This window comes from Pseudomonas fluorescens, assembly GCF_001307275.1.
Taxonomy (GTDB): domain Bacteria; phylum Pseudomonadota; class Gammaproteobacteria; order Pseudomonadales; family Pseudomonadaceae; genus Aquipseudomonas; species Aquipseudomonas fluorescens_AA.
Genome location: NZ_CP012831.1, coordinates 2435406 through 2457177 on the forward strand (window position 1 = coordinate 2435406; position 21772 = coordinate 2457177).

Annotated in this window: 19 protein-coding genes and 1 tRNA gene; 7 read left to right on the forward strand and 13 right to left on the reverse strand. The window is 62.1% G+C overall.

Going from position 1 to position 21772, the window contains the following annotated elements; translation table 11 throughout:
* Positions 1 to 132: 132 nt before the first annotated feature.
* Together oscA and dibA are read right to left on the reverse strand one after the other, a co-directional pair.
* Positions 133 to 315, reverse strand: coding sequence for a sulfur starvation response protein OscA (gene oscA / locus AO356_RS10705; RefSeq protein ID WP_042732574.1), 183 nt, complete (start codon positions 313 to 315; stop codon positions 133 to 135).
* 292 nt (positions 316 to 607) lie between these two features.
* The gene (gene dibA, locus AO356_RS10710; RefSeq protein WP_060739764.1) at positions 608 to 2515 is read right to left on the reverse strand and encodes a phosphodiesterase DibA; all 1908 of its coding nucleotides are present in this window, start codon (positions 2513 to 2515) and stop codon (positions 608 to 610) included.
* A 144-nt stretch (positions 2516 to 2659) separates the two neighbouring features.
* Here dibA and desA point away from each other — a divergent pair, with 144 nt between their 5' ends.
* Both desA and AO356_RS10720 read left to right on the forward strand, forming a co-directional pair.
* Complete coding sequence (desA, locus tag AO356_RS10715) at positions 2660 to 3844, forward strand: delta-9 fatty acid desaturase DesA (RefSeq protein ID WP_060739765.1); 1185 nt, start codon at positions 2660 to 2662, stop codon at positions 3842 to 3844.
* 296 nt (positions 3845 to 4140) lie between these two features.
* Positions 4141 to 5130 carry a GGDEF domain-containing protein gene (locus AO356_RS10720; protein WP_060739766.1) on the forward strand — a complete coding sequence of 330 codons (990 nt, stop codon included), beginning with the start codon at positions 4141 to 4143 and terminating at the stop codon, positions 5128 to 5130.
* Positions 5131 to 5277: 147 nt separating this feature from the next.
* On the opposite strand, the gene AO356_RS10725 is transcribed toward AO356_RS10720, so the two are convergent.
* The 3 genes from AO356_RS10725 to gabD all read right to left on the reverse strand — a co-directional run bounded on the left by AO356_RS10725 (position 5278) and on the right by gabD (position 9535).
* Entirely contained in the window at positions 5278 to 6495 is a 1218-nt protein-coding gene (locus AO356_RS10725) for an HDOD domain-containing protein (RefSeq protein WP_060739767.1), read from the reverse strand.
* A gap of 147 nt (positions 6496 to 6642) precedes the next feature.
* Positions 6643 to 7920 carry a 4-aminobutyrate--2-oxoglutarate transaminase gene (gabT, locus tag AO356_RS10730; RefSeq protein WP_060739768.1) on the reverse strand — a complete coding sequence of 426 codons (1278 nt, stop codon included), beginning with the start codon at positions 7918 to 7920 and terminating at the stop codon, positions 6643 to 6645.
* Positions 7921 to 8092: 172 nt separating this feature from the next.
* On the reverse strand, positions 8093 to 9535 hold the full coding sequence (gene gabD, locus AO356_RS10735; RefSeq protein WP_003196484.1) for an NADP-dependent succinate-semialdehyde dehydrogenase: 1443 nt from the start codon (positions 9533 to 9535) through the stop codon (positions 8093 to 8095).
* A gap of 349 nt (positions 9536 to 9884) precedes the next feature.
* Between gabD and AO356_RS10740 the strand changes: the two genes are divergently transcribed.
* Positions 9885 to 9961, forward strand: a tRNA-Arg gene (locus tag AO356_RS10740).
* A gap of 84 nt (positions 9962 to 10045) precedes the next feature.
* On the opposite strand, the gene AO356_RS10745 is transcribed toward AO356_RS10740, so the two are convergent.
* The 4 genes from AO356_RS10745 to AO356_RS10760 form a co-directional block, all read right to left on the reverse strand.
* Entirely contained in the window at positions 10046 to 11083 is a 1038-nt protein-coding gene (locus tag AO356_RS10745; RefSeq protein ID WP_060739769.1) for a bifunctional helix-turn-helix transcriptional regulator/GNAT family N-acetyltransferase, read from the reverse strand.
* 178 nt (positions 11084 to 11261) lie between these two features.
* Positions 11262 to 11879: a hypothetical protein gene (locus tag AO356_RS10750; RefSeq protein ID WP_060739770.1), complete on the reverse strand. Its 618-nt coding sequence runs from the start codon at positions 11877 to 11879 to the stop codon at positions 11262 to 11264.
* Positions 11876 to 12448 (reverse strand): RNA polymerase sigma factor, encoded by a 573-nt coding sequence (locus AO356_RS10755; protein WP_060739771.1) that lies wholly within the window; start codon positions 12446 to 12448, stop codon positions 11876 to 11878. The genes AO356_RS10750 and AO356_RS10755 overlap by 4 nt, the downstream gene beginning before the upstream one ends.
* 177 nt (positions 12449 to 12625) lie before the next feature.
* The gene (locus tag AO356_RS10760; RefSeq protein WP_060739772.1) at positions 12626 to 14302 is read right to left on the reverse strand and encodes a vWA domain-containing protein; all 1677 of its coding nucleotides are present in this window, start codon (positions 14300 to 14302) and stop codon (positions 12626 to 12628) included.
* Between the two features lie 208 nt (positions 14303 to 14510).
* On the opposite strand from AO356_RS10760, the gene AO356_RS10765 reads away from it, so the two are divergent.
* Both AO356_RS10765 and AO356_RS10770 read left to right on the forward strand, forming a co-directional pair.
* The gene (locus AO356_RS10765; protein ID WP_060739773.1) at positions 14511 to 15122 is read left to right on the forward strand and encodes a hypothetical protein; all 612 of its coding nucleotides are present in this window, start codon (positions 14511 to 14513) and stop codon (positions 15120 to 15122) included.
* Positions 15123 to 15132: 10 nt separating this feature from the next.
* Positions 15133 to 15720 carry a hypothetical protein gene (locus tag AO356_RS10770; protein WP_060739774.1) on the forward strand — a complete coding sequence of 196 codons (588 nt, stop codon included), beginning with the start codon at positions 15133 to 15135 and terminating at the stop codon, positions 15718 to 15720.
* Between the two features lie 114 nt (positions 15721 to 15834).
* Here AO356_RS10770 and AO356_RS10775 read toward each other — a convergent pair whose 3' ends face one another.
* Positions 15835 to 16863 (reverse strand): zinc-dependent alcohol dehydrogenase family protein, encoded by a 1029-nt coding sequence (locus AO356_RS10775; protein ID WP_060739775.1) that lies wholly within the window; start codon positions 16861 to 16863, stop codon positions 15835 to 15837.
* A 107-nt stretch (positions 16864 to 16970) separates the two neighbouring features.
* Here AO356_RS10775 and AO356_RS10780 point away from each other — a divergent pair, with 107 nt between their 5' ends.
* Positions 16971 to 17849, forward strand: coding sequence for a LysR family transcriptional regulator (locus AO356_RS10780; RefSeq protein ID WP_060739776.1), 879 nt, complete (start codon positions 16971 to 16973; stop codon positions 17847 to 17849).
* Between the two features lie 9 nt (positions 17850 to 17858).
* On the opposite strand, the gene AO356_RS10785 is transcribed toward AO356_RS10780, so the two are convergent.
* From AO356_RS10785 to AO356_RS10790, 3 genes are all read right to left on the reverse strand, one after another.
* Complete coding sequence (locus tag AO356_RS10785; RefSeq protein WP_060739777.1) at positions 17859 to 19172, reverse strand: MFS transporter; 1314 nt, start codon at positions 19170 to 19172, stop codon at positions 17859 to 17861.
* 38 nt (positions 19173 to 19210) lie between these two features.
* A complete protein-coding gene (locus AO356_RS32815; RefSeq protein ID WP_163006770.1) occupies positions 19211 to 19384 on the reverse strand; it encodes a hypothetical protein in 174 nt (57 codons plus the stop codon).
* Between the two features lie 154 nt (positions 19385 to 19538).
* Positions 19539 to 20099, reverse strand: a complete 561-nt coding sequence (locus AO356_RS10790; RefSeq protein ID WP_060739778.1) for a YbhB/YbcL family Raf kinase inhibitor-like protein — start codon at positions 20097 to 20099, stop codon at positions 19539 to 19541.
* 138 nt (positions 20100 to 20237) lie between these two features.
* On the opposite strand from AO356_RS10790, the gene AO356_RS10795 reads away from it, so the two are divergent.
* Positions 20238 to 21770, forward strand: a complete 1533-nt coding sequence (locus AO356_RS10795) for an apoptosis inducing factor family protein (RefSeq protein ID WP_060739779.1) — start codon at positions 20238 to 20240, stop codon at positions 21768 to 21770.
* Positions 21771 to 21772: the final 2 nt, after the last annotated feature.

Genomic DNA, 21772 nt, shown 5'->3' on the forward strand with positions numbered 1-21772 from the left:
TATTAAATCGTGAGACCTGAACAAATCGAACCGCTGTGGGAGCAAAGCTTGCTCGCGATGAAGGCACCACAGTTCCCCAGAAATCGAGGCGCCTGTTTCGCGAGCAAGCTTTGCTCCCACAACCAGACTGTTTCAGCCCGGTTTATGGCTCGGCTGCTGCAGCCGGAATTTTTCCTTGCGTTCGATCTGGACCACCTGGGCGTTGTGCACGGTGATTTCCACTGCCCCGAAGCGAAGATCGCGCAACGCGCTCTGGATCTCGCGCAAGATGGTTGCTTCGTCCTGGCCGTCAACACTACGTAGAGATGCGCTCATGCTGCTGCTCCTTTAAATGAATGCCTGGCAGTGGGCGGCACTGCTTGCGGCGTGGGAGCAATACTAGATAAGTGCGGATATTCTTAAAAAGACTATTTAAGAATTTTTATATAACCAAAATGACGCTGAGCTTTCCGCCCCCCCTGCGGCGGGTGTGATTGCGCCATCGCAAGCAAGCTCGCTCCCACAGGGGAAGCGGGTTAGCGCGCCTATCACAGGCAACACAAAACAACGGTGGGAGCGAGCTTGCTCGCGATGGCGGAGGGTCAGTCAACATCAATGCCACGGACGATCAAGCAATGACCGGCGCGCAGTCCCAATCCAACTGCGCCGCCGCCACCGGCCGACCAAACCAATAGCCCTGCCCCAGCTCACACGCCTGCCCCAGCAAAAAGGCCGCTTGTTCGCGCTGTTCAATGCCCTCGGCATGCACCTGCATGCCCATGCTGTGGGCCAGGGCGATGATCACCCGGACGATCGCCGCGTCATCCTCATCCCACGGCAACCCCGCGACAAAGCCCTGATCAATCTTGAGCTTCTGCACCGGCAAGCGTTTGAGCCGCAGCAGCGACGAATAGCCCGTGCCGAAATCGTCGATGGCCAAGCGCACGCCCAATTCCCGCAGGCGGTGCATCTGCTCCAGCGCCACCTCCGGGTCTTCCATCACCGCGCTTTCCGTCACTTCCAGTTCCAGGCAGGCCGGATCCAGGCCCGTGTCGTGCAGCACCTGGGCAACCTGCTCGTACAATTCGCGATGGGCAAACAACCGACTCGAGACATTGACGGCGACGAACGACAACGCCACGCCCGCCTGCTGCCACCGGCACATCTGCCGACAAGCCTGGTCCATGACCCAGGCATCGACCTGGGCAATCAGGCCGGTACGCTCGGCGATGGGAATGAACTCGGCCGGCGACACCAGCCCCCGTGTGGGATGCTCCCAGCGCACCAGCGCCTCGACACCGATCAGACGGCTGCTCGCCAAGTCGTGTACTGGCTGGTAATGAACACGCAACTCCTGCTGCTGCAGCGCACGACGCAGTTCGAAGGCAATTTCGACCCGTTGCTGCGCATGGGCGGTAAGTTCTTCGGTATACAGGGCGTAGCCGTCGCGTCCGGCGCTCTTGGCCTTGAACAACGCCGAATCGGCATTGCGCAACAGTTGCCCGGCGTTCAGGGCATCACCGGGAAACAGGCTGATGCCGATGCTGGCGTTGATGAACAACGCGTGCTCATCGAACTGCAGCGGTTCTTTCAAGGCGTCGAGGATGCGCCGGGCCAACGCTGCGGCCTGACCAGGCTGGGAACAGTTTTCCACCAGCACCGCAAATTCGTCGCCCCCCAGCCGGGCCAGGGTCACGCCCGGGGCAAACAGCCCGCGAAATCGCTCGGCCACGCCTTTGAGCAACTCATCGCCGACGCTGTGGCCGAGGCTGTCATTGATGTTCTTGAAGTGATCCAGGTCCACCAGCAACAGGGCACAGCCACGCTTGTGCAACTGCGCCGACGCCAGGGCCTGCTCGGTGCGGTCGGAAAACAGCAGGCGGTTGGGCAAGCCTGTCAGCGGGTCGTGATGGGCCAGGTAGGCCAGTTCGTGCTCGGAATCCTTGATGGCGCTGATGTCCGAAAACACCGCGACATAGTGGCTGACTTGGCCGTTGTCATCGTGAATGACGCGGATCGTCTGCCATTGCGGGTAGATCTCACCACTTTTACGCCGATTCCAGATCTCGCCACTCCACTCGCCCAGGCTGGCCAGGGCGGCAAATATGTCGCGATAGAAATCCGGCCCATGGCGACCGGACTTGAACAGATTGGGGCGCTGGCCCAGCACTTCGTCCCGGGCATAACCGGTGATCGCCATGAAAGCCCGGTTCACATGCACGATCAAGCCGTTGCGATCGGTCACCAACACCCCTTCGCGGGTGCAATCGAAGACGGCGGCGGCCTGGCGCAGGCGCTCGCGATCGGCACCGTGCTCGCCCTTGGCGAAAAACCGCGAGATCCGCGCCCGGGCCAGGAAGATCAGCCCGGCGCTAAACAGGATCCAGGCATACCCGTTGATCAGGAGCCAGCGCTGCCTGTCGACGAATTGATCGAAGAAACTGCTCAATAAATAACCAACCAGCTGCAGCCAGACGACTGACAGCACGAGATAAAGCAGCGCTACGCGCATGGCACTGCGTTGATAGGCAGGCATTCGGCCATCCATGTCCTTACAAAGAGGAGGATTATAGAGGAAGAAACATTCAGCCACTCTTATCTGAAAGGCCGACTGGTTTTATCTGTGGGGCTGGTGATAATGCAACGGCGGTTTCTATCTTTATCGAGGGCCCTACAGCCTATGTGGTACGAAGGTTTTCTTGGCTTGTCGGCCTGGTCACTGGTGGCAGTCACCCTGCTGATGACCCACGTCACGATCATTGCCGTCACGGTCTATCTGCACCGTTATTCGGCCCATCGCTCCCTGGAGCTCAACGCCGGTCTCAAACATTTCTTCCGTTTCTGGCTGTGGCTGACCACGGCGCAGAACACCCGCGAGTGGACCGCCATCCACCGCAAGCACCACGCCAAATGCGAAACCGAGGATGACCCTCACAGCCCGGTCATCAAGGGCTTGTCCACCGTGCTGCGCAAAGGCGCCGAGCTGTATCGCGCCGAAGCGGAAAACCCGGAAACCCTGCGCATCTACGGCAAGAACTGCCCCGACGACTGGATCGAGCGCAACCTCTACAGCCGCTTCCCGCTGCTGGGCGTGGCGATCATGGGCGTCATCGACCTGCTGCTGTTCGGCACCATCGGCATCACCATCTGGGCCATCCAGATGATGTGGATTCCCGTCTGGGCCGCTGGCGTGGTCAACGGCCTGGGCCATGCCGTGGGCTACCGCAACTTCGAATGCCGCGACGCGGCGACCAACCTGGTGCCCTGGGGCATCCTGATCGGCGGCGAAGAACTGCACAACAACCACCACACCTACCCCAACTCGGCCAAGCTGTCGGTACGTAAATGGGAGTTCGACCTGGGCTGGGCCTGGATCCGGGTGTTCAGTTTCCTGCGCCTGGCCAAGGTCCAGCGCGTTGCGCCGATCGCCCACCGGGTCGAAGGCAAGGGCCACCTGGACATGGACACGGCCATGGCGATCCTCAACAACCGCTTCCAGATCATGGCGCAGTACCGTCGGCTGGTCATCGCGCCGCTGGTCAAGCAGGAACTGGAAAAAGTCGATCACTCGGTGCGTCACCAGTTCCACCGGGCCAAACGGCTGCTGTCGCGGGAAACCAGCCTGCTGGACGACCGTCACCACGTGCGAATCCAGAACATGCTCGAACACAGCCAGGCACTGAAGGTGATCTACGAGAAACGCCTGGCCTTGCAGCAGATCTGGGTCAAGACCAGCAGCAACGGCCACGACATGCTCGCCGCCATCAAGGAATGGGTCAACGAGGCCGAAGCCAGCGGCATCCAGTCCCTGCGGGACTTCGCCGACCAGCTCAAGACCTACTCGCTACGGCCTGCCACGGCCTGACCAGGCAACGCCACCACTGTGGATGAGGGCTTTTTGTGGCGAGGGAGCTTGCTCCCGCTGGGCTGCGCAGCAGCCCTTCTTTTCTTGTGAGCGCTTCGCGCTCAAGCGGGAGCAAGCTCCCTCGCCACAGGTCCAACACTTGGCATCTGACTCGCTAAATCCCCACGCCCTTCGTCGCCTGAAAAGGAACTTCGCCCCGAATCCCCTATCTCAAAGAGCACTTCGCCATCCAGGCGGGATTTGGAGAAAAGTGCGTGCAAAACAACAGCAGTGCACGCTCTTTGAGATTTGTGCCGATGGTCGACAAGAACCTACAGGATTACTCCCTACCTCATTGGCCCGAGGCGGCCCAGACGCTCATGGCGCTGATGCACGCCCAGGGCGAAGTGGCGCGCCTGAGCGAACGCGAACAACTGTTCAGCTCGCTGCTGGTTAGCGTCAATGCCGTGCTGTGGGCGTTCAACTGGGAAACCCGACAAGTGCTGTATGTCAGCCCCGCCTACGAACGGATCTTCGGCCGCCCCGCCGGCCTGGTCCTGGCTGACTACAACGAATGGCGCGACGCAATCTACCCCGACGACCTTGAGTACGCCGAACGCAGCCTGGCCGAAGTGCTGGTCAAGGGGGCCGTCGAAGACCGTGAATACCGCATCATCGCCGGCGACGGCCAGGTTCGCTGGTTGAGCGACAAATGCTTCATCAACCGCCAGGCCGAGCCTGGGCAACCGGTGATCGTGGTCGGCATCGCCGAGGACATCACCGAAAAGAAGCTCTTGGAAAGTGAGCTGCAGCGATTGGCAACCACCGATGTGCTGACCCAGAGCAGCAATCGCCGGCATTTTTTCGAATGTGCCCACCGTGAATTCGAGCAGGCGCGGCTACAAGGGACGCCCATGGCGTTCCTGTTGCTGGACATCGATGACTTCAAGGTGATCAACGACACCTACGGTCATCAGGAAGGCGATACCGTGTTGCAGAAGATCGCCGAAAGCGGCCGGTCCGTGCTGCGACGCGGCGACCTGTTCGGGCGGATCGGGGGCGAAGAGTTCGCTGCGGTGTTCCCTGGCTGCGCCCCCGACATGGCATTGCAAGTGGCCGAGCGGTTGCAACGGGAAATCCAGCGCCTGATGTTCCGCTGGGGCGAACAGACCTTCGGCATTACTGTCAGCCAGGGCCTGACCGCCATTACCCCCGAAGACCCGTCCCTCGACAGCCTGTTCTCCCGCGCCGACGCGGCCATGTACGAGGCCAAGCGCAAGGGGAAGAACCGCATCATCGCGGCCTGACGCCAATCGCCGTGCAATTGAATCCAGTCATGCCACGGATCCTGTGGGAGCGAGCTTGCTCGCGATGAGGGCCTGACATTCAATGATGGGGTGACCGTCATGCCGCCATCGCGAGCAAGCTCGCTCCCACAGGGTTGGGCGCTGGCTTTATTTGCGGCGCAACCGTGTCAACTCTGGCAAGCCGATCTTCAGCAACCGTGCCGTGCGGCCACGGGCCAGCTCTTCAAGACCCTCATGGGCGGGCAGATGCGCCATCTGCGCTGCCATGTTCATCACCAAGGCTTCACGGGAATACACCCCGCCCCCCAGGCTATAGACCGCCGCGATCAACTCCCGAAGCTCCAACGGCAGACGCCAGCGGGCACGTAACGCCGAGCCGAAACTGGCGCCGAACGTGTCCAGCGAGTCGCCGACTTCCTCCGGTTCTTCCAGCTCGCCACCGGCCTGTTTCCACTCTTCAAGGCAGCGCAACAACGCCAGGTCGCCCAGGCGATGCAACAACCCGGCGCAATAACAACGCTCCTGCTCCAGGTCCAACAACCGCGCCATCGTCCGGGCGTATTCGGCGGTGTGCAGCGACAGTGTCCAGTAACGCTCGGCATAATCCGCCAGACACGGAACGCTGAGCCGGGCGCAGCGCTTGAGGGTCAGGCCGAGTATCAGGTTCATGCTTTGCCCGGTGCCGAGCTGGTGCAGCGCCTGGGCCACGGTCTGCACCGGGCCACCGCCCTGATGCTGGGCAGCGCTGTTAGCCGCAGCGATCAGCACCGCGGTGATCTGCGGGTCGGTGCGGAGCTCTTCTTCGAGCAATTTCAGATCCAGCCCGCCGGGGTTGAGGCTGCGCTTGACCGCCACTTGCACATCGGTCATCAAGGGCGCGCCCTCGGACAGGTCACGCCGACGTTCCAGGAAGGTGGGCAAGGTCAGCCCCGGCCCCGGGACCGGCGCAGCGTTGGAGGTTTCTTCACCGCCGCCCACTAACAACCCTTGCAAACGCAAGGTCAGGCCTTCCCGGTTCAACGGCTTGGTCAAATACGCCGTCGGTGCCAGTGGAACGACCTCACGCACACTGGCGCTGTCGTTGCGCCGACTCATCAGAATGAACGGCAACGGCGCAGCTCGATGCTGTTGGCGAAGGCCACGCAGGATCGTCAGGCCATCGACACCCGGCAGTTCCCAATCGGCGATGACCAGGTCGTACACGTTATGCGCCAGCAAATCCAGGGCCTGTTGCCCCTCGCCGCAGGTGTCCACTCGGGCATCGCAGCGCACGCCCGACAGCACTTGCTCCAGCATCTCCCGGGACGCCGGGTCGGCCTCGGCGATCAACACACGCGGTACAGCGGGTAAAACCACAGCAGTCATTGCAACATCGCTCCCTTGCCATACATGCACCTTAGACAATGAAGGCCGTTCCAGACAGCTCAAACCTGCGGGATAAGCCCGCGGACATGAAAAAACCCGCCGAAGCGGGTTTTTTTGTGGATCAGTGCACAGTCAGCGTTCGTCAGATCAGAGCTCGGAGAAACACTCTTCGATGATCGCCAGGCCTTTGTCCAGTTGCTCGTCCGGCGAGGTCAGCGGCACCAACACCCGCAGAACGTTGCCGTAGGTGCCGCAGGACAGCAGGATCAGGCCCTTGTCACGTGCCTTGGCCACCACTTGGGCCACTGCCGCGGCGTTCGGCTTATGGGTGTCGCCGTTTTCGAACAGCTCCACGGCGATCATCGCGCCCAGGGCACGGACCTCACCAATGACCGGGTACTTTTTCTGGATAGCCTTGAGGCCCGTGACCAGACGCTCGCCCACAGCCTTGCAGCGGTCCAGCAGGTGCTCTTCTTCAAACACCTCCATCACCGCCAACGCCGCCGCACAGGCGATCGGGCTACCGGCATAGGTGCCGCCCAGGCCACCTGGGGCGATGGCATCCATGTACTCGGCCTTGCCGCACACACCGGCCAACGGGAAGCCGCCAGCGATGGATTTGGCGAAGGTGGTCAGGTCGGCGGCAACGCCCATCTGTTCCATGGCGAAGAAGGTGCCGGTACGGCCAGCGCCAGTCTGGACTTCGTCAGCGATCAACAGAATGCCGTGCTGGTCGCACAGGGCGCGCAGGCGCTTCATGAACTCCTTGGGCGCCACATAGAAACCACCCTCGCCCTGTACCGGTTCGATGATGATGGCGGCGATGTCACGCGGCTCGGCGTCGTTCTTGAAGATGCGTTCGATGCTGGCGATGGAATCATCGATGCTCACGCCGTGCAGTTCGTTCGGGTACAGCGCGCGGAAGATACCGCCGGGCATCAGGCCCATGCCAGCCGAGTACGGCACGACTTTACCGGTCAGGCCCAAGGTCATCATGGTGCGACCGTGGTACGCGCCGGTGAAGGCGATCACACCGGCACGGCCAGTGGCGGCGCGGGCGATCTTCACGGCGTTTTCCACCGCTTCGGAACCGGTGGTGACCAGCAGGGTTTTCTTGGCGAAATCACCGGGCACCTTGGCGTTGATTTTTTCGCACACTTCCACGTACGGCTCGTAGGCCAGGACCTGGAAGCAGGTGTGGGTCAGCTTGTTCAACTGCGCGGTCACGGCGGCGATGATTTTCGGGTGCACGTGGCCGGTGTTCAGTACGGCGATACCACCGGCGAAGTCGATGAATTCACGACCTTCAACGTCGGTGACCGTGGCGTTCTTCGCCGACTCGGCGAAAATCGGGTGAATCTGGCCGACGCCACGTGGAACAGCGGCGGTACGGCGGGCCATCAAGTCAGCGTTAGTCTTGCTCATTACAGTCCTCATTCGCCGCTCATCGGTCGGCGTGGCTCAAGGAATACATGGCGGAAAGGCAACTGCGACAGCATGCGATGATCGACTGCCACAGCGTTCCCGACCACAAGAAACAGAACGGGTGAAGCACGCAAAGGGACAGCGCTCTCGTGCCCTTTGCGCTTGAAGCGGATCAGATACCCAGGCAGAGGTATTTGATTTCCAGGTAGTCCTCGATGCCGTACTTGGAACCTTCACGGCCCAGGCCCGACGCCTTGATGCCGCCGAACGGCGCGACTTCGTTGGAGATCAAACCAGTGTTGACGCCGACCATGCCGTATTCCAGGGCCTCGGCCACACGGAACACACGGCCCAGGTCGCGGGCATAGAAGTACGAAGCCAGGCCGAACTCGGTGTCGTTGGACATCGCGATCACTTCGGCTTCGTCTTTGAAGCGGAACAGCGGCGCCAGCGGACCGAAGGTTTCTTCCTTGGCCACGGCGGCGTTCTTCGGTACGTTGGTCAGGATGGTCGGCTCGAAGAAGTTGCCTTCCATCGCCTTGCCGCCCGACAGCACGGTCGCGCCTTTGCTGACCGCATCGGCAATGTGTTCCTGCACCTTGGCGACCGCTTTGCCGTCGATCAAGGGACCGGTGGTGGTGCCATCGTCCAGGCCGTTGCCGATCTTGAGCTTGGCCACCGCCACTTTCAGTTTCTCGGCGAAGGCGTCGTACACCGAATCCTGGATGTACAGGCGGTTGGCGCAGACGCAGGTCTGACCGTTGTTGCGGTATTTGGAAATGATCGCGCCTTCGACGGCCTTATCCAGGTCCGCGTCGTCGAACACGATGAACGGCGCGTTGCCGCCCAGCTCCAGGGAGACTTTCTTGATGTCCTTGGCGCATTCGGCCATCAGTTGGCGACCGATCTCGGTCGAGCCGGTGAACGACAGCTTGCGCACGATCGGGTTGCTGGTCAGCTCGCCACCGATGTCGCCGGCGCTGCCGGTCACTACACTCAACACGCCTTGCGGGATGCCAGCACGGTGCGCCAGCTCCACCAGGGCCAGGGCCGAGAACGGGGTTTGCGAAGCCGGCTTGATGACCATGGTGCAACCGGCAGCCAGGGCTGGACCAGCTTTACGGGTGATCATCGCCGCCGGGAAGTTCCACGGGGTAATGGCCGCGGTCACGCCGATCGGCTGCTTGATCACGATCAGGCGCTTGTCGGGCTGATGGCCGGGAATCACGTCACCGTAGATGCGCTTGGCTTCTTCGGCAAACCACTCGATGAACGAGGCAGCGTAGACGATCTCGCCCTTGGCTTCGGCCAGTGGCTTGCCTTGTTCCAGGGTCATCAGGCGACCGAGGTCGTCCTGGTTTTCGATCAGCAATTCGTACCAGCGGCGCAGCTTGTTGGCGCGTTCCTTGGCGGTCAGTGCACGCCAGGCCGGCAGTGCCTTGTCGGCGGCTTCAATCGCCCGGCGGGTTTCGGCCGCGCCCATCTTCGGCACGGTGCCCAACACTTCGCCCGTCGCCGGGTTGGTGACCTTGATCGTCTGACCATTGTCCGCATCGACCCAAGCGCCATCGATAAAGGCTTGCTGGCGGAACAACTGGGTGTCTTTAAGCTGCATGTCGGCTTTCCTTAACAGCACCGCGCGCACGCGGAGCGAATTAGATTTGTAGAAAGGCGCCTCGGGGGCTGCCGTCAGGGAAATCATTCACCGGGCTGAAGCACAGAAATAACGCACATAAGCACAGACGTGCGGTTCAGCACCCAGACAAGAGCGTTTGAAATCTCAAACGAATCCTAGGGCCGATGGGGGTGAAGGACAAGAGCCTGTTCGAAAAAAAGAACGAAAAAACCGAGTTTGCCCGTTTTTTCTGATCAGCGTAGCCGATGCCCACCTAGGCTTATGAAAACACCGGCAAATCAGCAGCATGGACGCCCGCATTGCATATGAGTATCATGGCGCCCGCGTCGCACCAGTAGCTCAGCTGGATAGAGTACTGCCCTCCGAAGGCAGGGGTCGTGGGTTCGAATCCCGCCTGGTGCACCATATAGCAGTCTAGACCTGTCTCAGACAGTCTACGAAACACCCCAAGAAGCCCGCCCTGTGCGGGCTTTCTTGTTTCTGGCTATATCATGTGTTCAATACCTGATGCATCGAGTGAATCGCTGAGGTTTCCAGCACTTTCTTCATGACCTCGAACTGTAGACCCGGTCGGATGGGAACCCCAAACCTGTCGTCGTCATAAGGAAAAGGTTCGGTTTCACCTGTTTTGCAATAGCCCCGACGCTCATACCACTTTATCAACGTGTCCCGCGCTTCAAGCACCGTCATATGAATACACTCAGCGCCGCGTGATTGGCACCATTGCTCCGCGGCGGCGAGCAAGCGCCGTCCACACTGAGCATTCTGTTTTTTTGGATCGATTGCCAATGACCCGAGATACCAAGTCCCCGCCTGCACTGGCTCAACCCATACACACCCGAGGATGTTTTCTCGCTTCTTCCATACCAATAACGAAGCGAGCGGTTTCTGTGCAATCTCAGTCCTGAGCGTTGTTTCCGAAATACGATCTCCGCTAATCAGACCCGTTTCTGTCGTCCACCCTGCTCCTTCCCCTTCGCCGCGATATGCCCGATTGAGTAATAAAACGACTCCAGCAACATCTGCATCACAAGCGGGTCGCAAGCTGACAGGGTTAAGGCGATCAACGCGCTCAGCTAGAGACTCCTCGGCCAAGCGATTTTCCAGAGTATCCAGCTGTTCCAGAAAAGGACCCGACATCCCGGCTAATAAGTCGCGAACCACGATATCAATCAGTGGCCATACGACTTGGCGGCCTTGATCGACGGCAGCCCTCCCCGCCTCCGTCAGTTCGACGAGGGACTGCCGCTTGTCTTTCTCCCCCCGGCTCGAGACAACGAGCCCTTCGTCCGTCAGCCGGTTTACACTTTTTGTCATTGCAGGCTGGCTCACCCGGATGGCTCGGGCGAGATCCCCAACAGTGCAGCCTTTGGAGCCATCGAGCAGCACGAGAACCGGAAACAGCCCTGGTGGGACTAATGTACCCACATCGCTAGCCAACAGACTCGCATCTGCTTGCATCTGCTCGGCAAGTCGCTTGAGACGGCTGCCTAAAAAGACATGGGGCATTTCTCGTAAAATATCCATAACATCTCCGGGATTTGTATAACCAGTTATACAAACTCCCTGGAGCTTGTCAAATCAGGTGGCTGTAGAGATGGTCTGAATGGGCACAGAAGCCGCCAAGCCCGGCTGCGCCCCGATGGTCGTAGCCGCCAGGACGCCAGACGCGATTCTCAATGGATCATCAGCCCGTCGGTTTAACTCAACGCTTGCGCAACGCCTCCAACCGCGCCGGCAGGTCTTCCTCGGGAAAGCGCTTATGCAGCGCCAGCAGCTTCTCATCAGCGGCCTTGCTCTCACCCGCCTCGCGCAAGCGCAGGATTTCCATCAGGCCTTGCTCCAGCGATGGCAATGCTGCCGGCGCGGATTTGCTCATTTTCGCCGCGGGCTTTTCCGCCAAGGATTGCACAGGGCTTGCCGGGGCCCGGGCCAGTTCGCCCTGGGGTGCCATTCGGGTGATCGGGGCCGGGGCGGGCATGGCCGGTGGTGGTGCGGCGGCAACGGCAGGCGCTTGCCGATCGGCGGAAAACTCCATCGAGGAGGGTGAGGCCAGCTCCTCGTGGGGCACGGGTGAGCGCAATACCAGGCCGATCATCAGCGCCACACCGGCGACCGTGGCGAATGCCATTTGCCAGCGCGGCCGTTGGCAGGCTTGCAGCCAGCGTTGCCACAGGCTTGGCGTGGGTGTCGGTGCTTCGCGACGGGCGGTGGCCAGGATGAAGGCGTCCAGGGAGGCCGGCGGCTCGCCGCTGGTGTGTTGGCGGAAATGCTCGATCAGCACTTCGTCGTTGGGATCCGGGGTGTGTTTGGCGTCGATCATGCGGGTACCTCCTCGGCCAGCAGTCGCTGCAATTTCTGCTGGGCGTAACGCAAGCGGCTTTTGACCGTTTCCAGCGGGGCGCCGGTCAGGGCGGCAATCTGTGGCAGCTCCAGGTCGCCATGCAGGCGCAGCAGGAAGACTTCTCGCTGATCCTCGGGCAAGGCCTGCAGCGCGGCGTCGAGACGCGCCTGGTCGCGGCTCAGGCTCAGCTGTTGCTCGGGGCTGCCGGTGTCGTCGGGCTGGACGTGCAGTTGCTCGTCATAACTGTCGTGCAACGGGTTGTGGACACCCTGTCTGCGCCAGTGGTCGATCAAGCGGTTGCGGGCAATCTGGAACAACCAGGTACGAAAACTCGCCCGGCCTTGTGGCTGGGTGGCGCTGCGAATCAGGCTGAGCCAGGTGTCCTGGAAAACTTCCTCGGCCAGCTCGGCTTTGTTGCTCAAGGACAGCAGGAAACGGTAAAGCCCTTGCCGATGACGGGCGTACAGGACTTCGAAAGAAGCCCCGTCGCCATTGCGGTAGCGGGCCAGCAGCGATTCGTCGCTGGGAGAATCAAGCGCAGCGGGCATGTGGGGGGCGAACTCCTTTCCGGTCATTGCAACACAGTCCTGGCAGACAACAAGGGAGCCCTGTGGGAGCGAGCTTGCTCGCGATGGCGTCCGATCAGTCAATGACGAACATGATCGGTCTACTGCTATCGCGAGCAAGCTCGCTCCCACATTGATGATCCTCGTTTGTAGTCAGGCTCAGCGCTTGGCCGCAGGCTCCAGGCTCTGGGCCAGTTCCACCAACTGCACAAACTCCGAGCGCAGCCCAAACGGATCATCACCGCGGGCCGAGCGCGCCAATTGCGCAGTGTCCTTCAAGGTCATCGTCCCAGTGTAGCGTCCATCACCCTTGAGCTGTTGGGCGAAGGCGGCAACAGCGGCCGAGAAACGCAGGTCATCGCTGGGCTTGCGGTCGTTCTGCACGCTGGCAATGGGATGTTCGATCAATCGACTGCTTCCGCCCTCGGCCGGCTTGTAGCGTACGCGCAACATCGCCAATTCGCCTGACGTGCTCTGCGACTTGGGCGTGCTGGCATAACGCAGCGGTTCCAACCAGCCCGGCGCCCCCTTCGGCACGATTTCATACAACGCCGTCACCGTATGCCCGGCGCCGATCTCGCCTGCGTCGACCTTGTCGTTGTTGAAATCCTCACGCTTCAATGCGCGGTTCTCATAGCCCAGCAGTCGATACTCACTGACCTGGGCGGGGTTGAACTCCACCTGCAACTTCACGTCCCGGGCGACCACCGCCAGGGTGGAACTGAGCTGGTCCACCAGGACCTTGCGCGCTTCGAGCAGGTTGTCGATGTAGGCGTAGTTACCGTCACCGGCGTCGGCCAATTGCTCCATCAGGTGCTCGTTGTAGTTATCCACACCGAAGCCCAGGGTCGTCAGGGAGACGCCGCTTTTACGCTGGTCCACCGCCATCTGCTTGAGGCTGTCGAAATCACTGACACCGACGTTGAAGTCGCCATCGGTGGCCAGCAGGATGCGGTTGATGCCTTTGTCGATGAAGCTCTCCCGCGCCATCTGATAGGCCAGTTCGATACCCGAGGCACCTGCGGTGGAACCACCGGCGTCGAGTTGATCAATGGCGTTGCGGATTGTCACCTTGTCGCGGCCCGAAGTGGGCTTGAGCACCACCCGGGATTCGCCGGCATAGACCACCAGGGACACCCGGTCCTGATCGCGCAATTGGTCCACCAGCAGTTTCAGCGTGCTCTTGACCAGCGGCAGGCCTTCGCGACGGTCCATGGAGCCGGAAACGTCCACCAGGAAGACCAGGTTGGCCGGCGCCAGGTCCGCCACGGCGCGGTCGCTGGCCTTGATGCCGATGCGCAGCAAACGGGTGTGGGGGTTCCACGGTGAGGGGGCGACCTCGGTGGTCACGCCAAAAGGTGAACCGTCGCTGGGCAGGGCGTAGGCGTAAGGGAAGTAGTTGACCATTTCCTCCAATCGCACAGCCCCTTCGGGCGGCAGGCTACCTTGGTTGAGGAACCGTCGCACATTGGCATAGCTGCCGGTATCGACATCCACGCTGAAGGTCGACACGGGTGTTTCGGCCACGCTATGGATGGGGTTGTCCGGCAGCTTTTCGTACTGTTCACGCGGTTCGGCACGGTAACCCGCGGCAATGGCATCGTTCGCCACGCTGGGAGCGGGCATCGATGCCGGCTTCATGAGCACGCGCTTGACCGTCGACTGGGGCCCTTGGGCGATCTCGCCTTGTGGCACCACGCTGGGCGCCACAGGCACCGGTTCGGAGGGCTGGGCAGCCTCTCGGGAGGAAGACAACCCACAACCGGCCAACGCCACCAGCAAAGTCACGGCGAAGCCTTGGGCAGCAGGACGCATAAAGGGAAATGGACGGGACATGGGCTGAACCTCGTGAATGAATGATTCGTACACAGGCTCAGACGCAAGGCACGCGCGGTTCGGGTTAACCGGTCGAAATTATTTTTCCGGCGGCTGACAACCCTCGCCATTTTCCTCTACAGCCCCTTGATACCTTTGCGGTTTTCCCTCAAGTTACCGCCCCCCGAGTCGAGACATTAAAGTGCCATCAACCCTATAAGGACATTCCGTGTTCAAAACGCTCCTCAAGGCCAGCGCCCTGGTCGCCACCCTATCGATGACCGGCTGCGTGTCCTACACCGTCACCGGCCCGGTGGGCGCCCCGCAGCACCCTGCTCCCGTGAGCAGCCCGCGTATCGCACAAATCGCCGATGTCGCCGTGACTGCACCCGATGTCAACGATGCGACCCGCACGGCCATCAGCCGCTCGCTCACGGCCCAGCTCAATCAGTACGTACAGACCGGCGGCTACTTCAAGCAGGTCACCGAATACCCGACGCGCCTGGGCGAGAATGACGTACTGCTCAAGTTCGACATGACCTCCCTCAAGGGCCATCGCGCCCCGCACCCAGGCTACTTCCCCGGCGCGTTGCTGACCCTGACGATCTGGATCTGGGTGAACGGCCCGATCTACGTCGACAGTTTCGATGTCGCCGGCAACCTGAAGATCGTCGACCGCGACGGCAAGGAACTGGCAGCGGCCAAGGAAGAGGTCAAGCTCGAGCGCAACGTTGGTTTGTACGGCCGCGAATACTGGGCGCCGACCATGGGCGCCCAACAGCTGAATCAGTTGGTCGCACAACTGCTGGACACCGCCACCGCGCGCCTGGCCAAACAATAAGGAGCAACACATGATGGGTTTCATCAAACACAGCCTGGTACTGGCCGCCGTCCTGCTGACCGGTTGCGTGTCCTACTCGCAACACGAATTGCCCGACGTGAAGACCTGGCCGCCAGCCGCCGCCACGCCAGCGGCCAAACCCAGCGCCTTCGTGCGCACCACCGCGCAAAACCAGGTCAACAGCGGCCCGGCCGTTGCCGCCTCGGGCGCCCAGGCCACCGCGTGGGAAACCTCCGTGGCCGAGACGTTCCGCGACTCCGGACGCTTCGCGCGGGTCAGCACCGACAAGGTCGAGTCGGACATCTACGCCGAAGCCACCTTGAGCAACAACGAGCAGTTCAGCATGGCCTCGGCCATCATCACCGGCGCGACCTTCTTCGTGATCCCGTCCACGGCCGAAAACACCTTCACCCTCGAAACGGTGTTCAAGGACAAGGACGGCAAGGAACTGGGGCGCGTGCAGAAGAGTGAATCGGTGCGCACCTGGATGCACTTGGTACTGATCTTTGGCATTCCGTTCCAGCAGGACACCCGCGACGTGGTGCAGGCGCTGACACGTAGTACGTTGGAAGAGGCGGTGCAGCGGCGGTTGCTGTAACACCACCCGTTGGCGTCACAGTGGCGAGGGAGCCGGCTCCCGCCGGGCTGCGAAGCGGCCCTTGCATGGGTGCTTCGCACTCAAGCGGGAGCAAGCCCCTCGCCACAGATCATTTCAACCTTGGACAGTATTGCGACTCGCCTCACCAGCCCCGATTTCCACCACGGTTTTTCCTTTCCCACGCCCCTCGGCTACCTGCGCAAAGGCCTCATTGACCTCCCCCAGGCCAAACCGGGTTTGATCCACCTTGATCCGCAACACTCCGGCCTCAACCAATACGGCTGCCTCGCGCAAAATCTGGCCATGGTGCTCGCGTCCCTTTCCGGTCAGCAGCGGCAGCAACGTAAACACTCCGGAATAGCTCGCTCCCCGGAACGACAACGGCGCGAGGCTGTGCTGGCCCCAACCGAGGCAGCTGAGCACATGGCCGGTGTAGGTTTTTACCGCGTTGAATGAAGCATCCAGGGTCGAGCCACCAACGGTGTCGTAGACGATGTCGAAGCCTTCGCCATCGGTGTACAGGCGCACGTAGCTGTCAGTGTCCTGGGTCCGATAGTCGATGGCTGAGGCGCCCAGTTCGCGGATGAAATCCAGGCTGCCGGCCGAACCCGTGGCGTAGACCTCGGCGCCCCGGGCCTTGGCGATTTGCACGGCCATTTGGCCGACGCCGCCCGCGCCGCCATGAATCAGCACCTGTTGCCCGGCCCGGACGTTGGCGCGGTCTACCAATCCTTCCCAGGCCGTGATGAATGCCAGCGGCAAGGCGGCCGCTTCGCGCATGCTCAATGAACGGGGTTTGGGCGCAATCAGGCGGGCATCGACCGCGATGTACTCGGCCAGCGAGCCTTGCGCTCCGCCGATTCCGCCGGCCATGCCGAATACCTCGTCGCCAGGTGCGAAGTCATCCACGCCTTCGCCCCGCTCAACCACCGTCCCGGCCAGGTCGATCCCCAATACGGCGGGCAACGGCTGGCGTGCATGGGCACCGCCTCCCGCCGCGATCTTGGTATCCAGCGGGTTGATTCCGGCGGCATGCACCTTGATCAATACTTGGCCTTTGCCGGGAACGGGCCGGGCGATGGAACGGACAATCAGCGGCGCCTGAGCGGTTTCGGCAACGGCGGCGAACATGGTGTTGTTCATGACGGTAAACCTCCAATAAGTGGGCAGGTTCATCATGTGAGCGAAGACGCATTCCGATAAGTGAGCAACAATGGATAGGATTTATTCCAGACAGAGGCCAAATCCTGATGGATCTGCTCGATGCAATGCAGGTGTTCGTGCGCGTAGTGGAGCGCGGCTCGTTCTCGGCGGTCGCCAGGGAGCTGAACCTGGGCCAACCGGCGGTGAGCAAACAGATCCGTGCATTGGAGCAACATCTGGGCGGGGCGCTGTTCGCCCGCAGCACTCGCCATCTGGCGCTGACCGATCAGGGACAGCGCTTCTACACCGAGAGCAAGGACATACTCGCCAGCGTGGACGCCGCGCGGCTCAGTTTCGCCAGTGGCCAGGAACAGATCGCCGGCCTTCTGCGGGTGGCGGCGCCCGTCAGTTTCGGCCGGTTGTGTATTGCGCCCCTGGTGGGCGAGTTCCTGGCGCGTCACCCACAGCTTCGTATCGACTTGAGGCTGAGCGACCAGAACGAAGACGTGTTGAAGGAAAACATCGACCTTGCCATTCGCATCGGCGTGGTGAAAAACGAAGGGCTGGTGGCGATTTCCCTCGGTGATAGCCCGCGCCGGGTGTACGCATCTCCTGCTTATCTGCAACAGCACGGCACGCCCCTCGAACCGGCCGACCTGGCCCGCCATAACTGTTTGGCGTTCACGCTGCTGGAGCATTACGACGTCTGGCGATTCGAGCAGGATGGCCGACAGCACAGCGTAACGATCAAGGGCAACGTCACCTGCAACAGCAGCGAGGCGATCCGGGAAATGGTGCTGTCGGGCCTGGGCGTTTCGCTTTCACCGCAGTGGTTGTTCGCAGCCGATGTCCGCCAGGGAACCGTCTGCCCCCTGCTTGCCGATTACCAACCGCTGGCGCTGCCCATCAGCGCCGTGTTCAGTCTCGACCGACGCCGCTCGGCACGAACCCGAGCCTTTGTGGATTTTTTGCGCGAGCGTCTTTGAACAGCCGGATCAGGACTCACAGGCCAATGACGGCTGCGCAGCCTTGCCATGCCGTCCCGGGAAATACGCCGCCGCAGCCACGCCCACCGCGCCCATCACCACGCAATACCCCACGCACACCCACGGGCTCCACGGCACCAGGGCGATCAGCATCAACGGTGTCATGCTGGCCCATAGCGCATAGGCGATGTTGTAGGTGAGCGAGATGCCCGACACGCGGATCTTCGGCGGGAACAGGCTGACCATCACCGACGGCACCGCGCCGACCACACCGCAACCCAGGCCGGCCACGGCGTAGGCCAGGCCCAGCCAGGCGCTGCCGCTGATCAGGCTGGCGTAGAGCACGACAATGCCCAGGGGCAGCAGCAGGCTGTAGAGCATGACGGTGCGCCAGGCGCCGATGCGGTCGACGATGAGACCGGCCAGGACGCAGCCGATGTTCAGGAAGACGATACCCAGGCTGCTCAGGGCGAAGGTGTGGCTGGGCGTCATGCCGAAGCTTTTCTGCATCACGGTCGGGGTGATGACCACGAACACCACCACGGCAGAGGTCAGCACGCAGGTCAGGATGGCGGCGGGCAGCAAGGCCTGGCGGTGGTCGCGCAGGACCGTGCGCAACGGCAATTCCGCAGCGCCTTCGCGATCGGCTTGCAGGGCCATGAAGATCGGCGTTTCGCTCAGCCAGCGGCGCAGCCAGACGCCGATCACACCGAAGACGCCCCCCAGCAGGAACGGCAGGCGCCAGGCGTAATCGAGAATCTCCGCCGGCGTGTAGATCCGCGCCAGCGCCGTAGCGGTCAGGGCGCCCAACAGGTAGCCGAAGGTCAGGCCGGCCTGGAGGAAACCCAGGGCATAGCCGCGATGATGCAGCGGCGCGTGTTCAGCCACGAATACCCAGGCGCTTGGCACTTCGCCGCCCACGGCCGCGCCCTGCAGGATACGCAGCGCCAGCAGCAACAACGGGGCGAAATAGCCGATTTGTGCGTAGGTGGGCATCACCCCGATGAGCAGGCATGGCAAGGCCATCATCAGGATGCTCAGGCTGAACACTCGCTTGCGCCCCAGGCGATCGGCAAAGTGCGCCATGAGAATGCCGCCCAAGGGGCGAGCCAGGTAGCCGGTGGCAAAAATCCCGAAGCTTTGCAGCAAGCGCAGCCAATCGGGCATTTCCGGCGGGAAGAACAACTGGCTGAGGGTCAGGGCGAAGAACACGAAGATGATGAAATCGTAGATCTCCAGCGCGCCGCCCAAGGCGGCCAGGCCCAGGGTCTTGTAATCGGATCGGCTGAATCGGTCACCGGGTGGAACAGGGGTGGCAGTCATAGGCGGATTTGAACGATAAGTTGAAAGAGGGCGACGGCTCAGTCGTCGCGATCAGTGTCCACCGGTTGAACCGGTGGCTGGCCTGGCTCGGCGTCTTCGGCCTCGTCGGCAGGCAGGAAATCCTTACGGCTCTGGGCAATGGCCCGGCGTATTTCGTCGCCCTTGGTGGGGCAGTTCAGGAGGCGGGCGATGCCGTCGGGTTTCTGCGTCATCGCCATCCTCCGGCATGAGTGAACAGGGGCTCGATAGTGCTCGCTTTTGGCGCGTGACGCCAATTTTGTGTCTGGACGGCGCCATTGTGGCGGGGGCTGCTTTGCAGCCCCGCGGGGATAAATCCCCTCACCCCAGAGGTTTGCGCTGTTCGGGTCAGCGGTGGTAGCGGCGCACCACGCTGCTGTTGCGCAGGACGTGACCTTTGATTTTTTCCATCAGTTGGGCCCGGGTGAGGCCGGCGGGGAAGGCTTCCGGCGGCAGGTCCAGGGCGAAGAGCTGGATCAGGTAATGGTGAGCGCTGTCGCCGATGGGCGGGCAAGGGCCGATGTAGCCGTGGGTGTTCTTGCTGTTGATGCCGCTCATGCCTTCCAACGAGGACTTGGTTCCGGCGCCCGCTGGAATCTGCCGGGTGGTGGCCTTGATGCCGTAGTGGATCCAGTGGTCGACACCCTGGCCCCTCTGGCCGTCCGGGTCCAACATGACGATGGCGTAGCTGAGGGTGCCCGGTGGGCCGGCGTTCCAGCTCAAGGCCGGGGAAATGTTCTTGCCACCACAGGTGTTGGCGTCACTGGCCGCCGCCGCGGTGAAGAGGCGGTCGTCCGACACGCCGGGGATACTGAGGGTAAAACGCTCCTCCGCCTGGGCTGCCCCTTGTGCGCACAGCACCAGGGCGACGGCCGCCAGCCAAGGGGTGAGAATGTTCAATCGAGTCATACCGGGGCACCTTGTGCGTGTCTGGCCATGGACGGCTTGCGAACTATAGCCGCAGCTTCGCCAAGGGTGCAGTGACAATTATGCTGAACCTCGTTCCGGCCCTCGACTCCAAAGGGAAACGCCTGCCGGAGAACGCTCATGTCTCTGCATCAAGTCGCCCGTTTCGCCGATGTTCGCGAAGACCGCGGCCTCGAAGTCAAAATCCACGACACGTCCATCCTGTTGCTGCGTTCAGGCGATCAGGTACGCGCATTTCAGGGTAAGTGCCCCCATGCCGGTGCCCCACTGGCCAAGGGCGCGGTGTGTCATGGACGGCTGATTTGCCCGTGGCACAAGGCGGCGTTCCGGGCTGAGGACGGCGCCCTGTGCGAGCCGCCAGCCCTCGACAGCCTGGCGCGCTATCACGTCGAAGTGCGCGGCGATGACGTCTGGGTCGATGACCAACCGCTGCCGGCCGATAAAATTCCGCCGGCCGATGACGCGCGCACCTTTGTCATCATCGGCGCCGGAGCGGCGGGCACGGCTTGCGCGGCGGCGTTGCGGGAGAAGGGGTTTGGCGGCCGGATCCTGTTGATCGACCGCGAAGCCGAAGCCGGCTACGACCGTACGGTGCTGAGCAAATATGTATTGGCCGGCGACATGCCGGTCAACGAGACGGCACCGCTGCGCGATGAAACTTATTTCACCCAGCAACGCATCGAAAGGCTCCACGGCGAGGTCACCCATTTGGACCCCGGTGCCCGGCAAATCCAGCTCGCCGATGGCCGGCGCCTGGACTATGACGCCGCGCTCATTGCCACCGGCGGGGAGCCGAAGACGCCAGCGCTGCCCGGCATCGATTTGCCGCAAGTCTTCGTGCTGCGTTCGATCGCCCATGCCCGGCAGATTCTCGACACTGTGCGACCAGGGCAGCGGGCGGTGATCATTGGCGACAGTTTCATCGCCATGGAGGTGGCCTCGTCCCTGCGCAAGCGCGAGCTGAGCGTCACCGTCTTGGCCCGACACCCGGTGCCATTCGCCGCGCAATTGAGCGAGAGCGTCGGCCAGGCCATCCTGGCCCGGCACCGGGCCAACGGCGTGGTGTACCAGAGCGACGGCGAAGCGGCACGGATCGAGGGAACGCACAAGGTCGAAGCCGTGGTGCTGGATAACGGCCAGCGTTTGGCTGCGGACCTGGTGATCGTCGGCATCGGCGTGCACCCGGCCACCGAGCCGTTTGCCCAGTTGCCACGGGAACAGGACCAGTCGCTGTCCGTTGACGCTGGCATGCGTGTGGCTGATGGCTTATGGGCCGTGGGTGATATCGCGACATTTCCCCTGCACGGCACGCCTGTGCGCATCGAGCATTGGCGCCTGGCCCAGCAACAGGCGCGCATCGCCGCCGCGAACATGCTCGGCGGCGACGAGCGCTATCTGGACGTGCCGTTTTTCTGGACCTATCACTTTGGCAAACGCTACGACTACCTCGGGCACGCTGAACATTGGGACGAGGTGGAATTCAAGGGCACGCCCGAGCATCCGCCCTTTATCGCCCTGCTGGGCAAGGACGGCCTCGTCGCCGCCGCCGTGGCCTGCGATGAAGGCCGGGCCATGGCAGCGCTGGCCCAGCGCATGAAGCAACCGTTGCCGGTGGACGAGGCATGGCGGCTGGTTCGGGATTTCTCGTCGTAGAT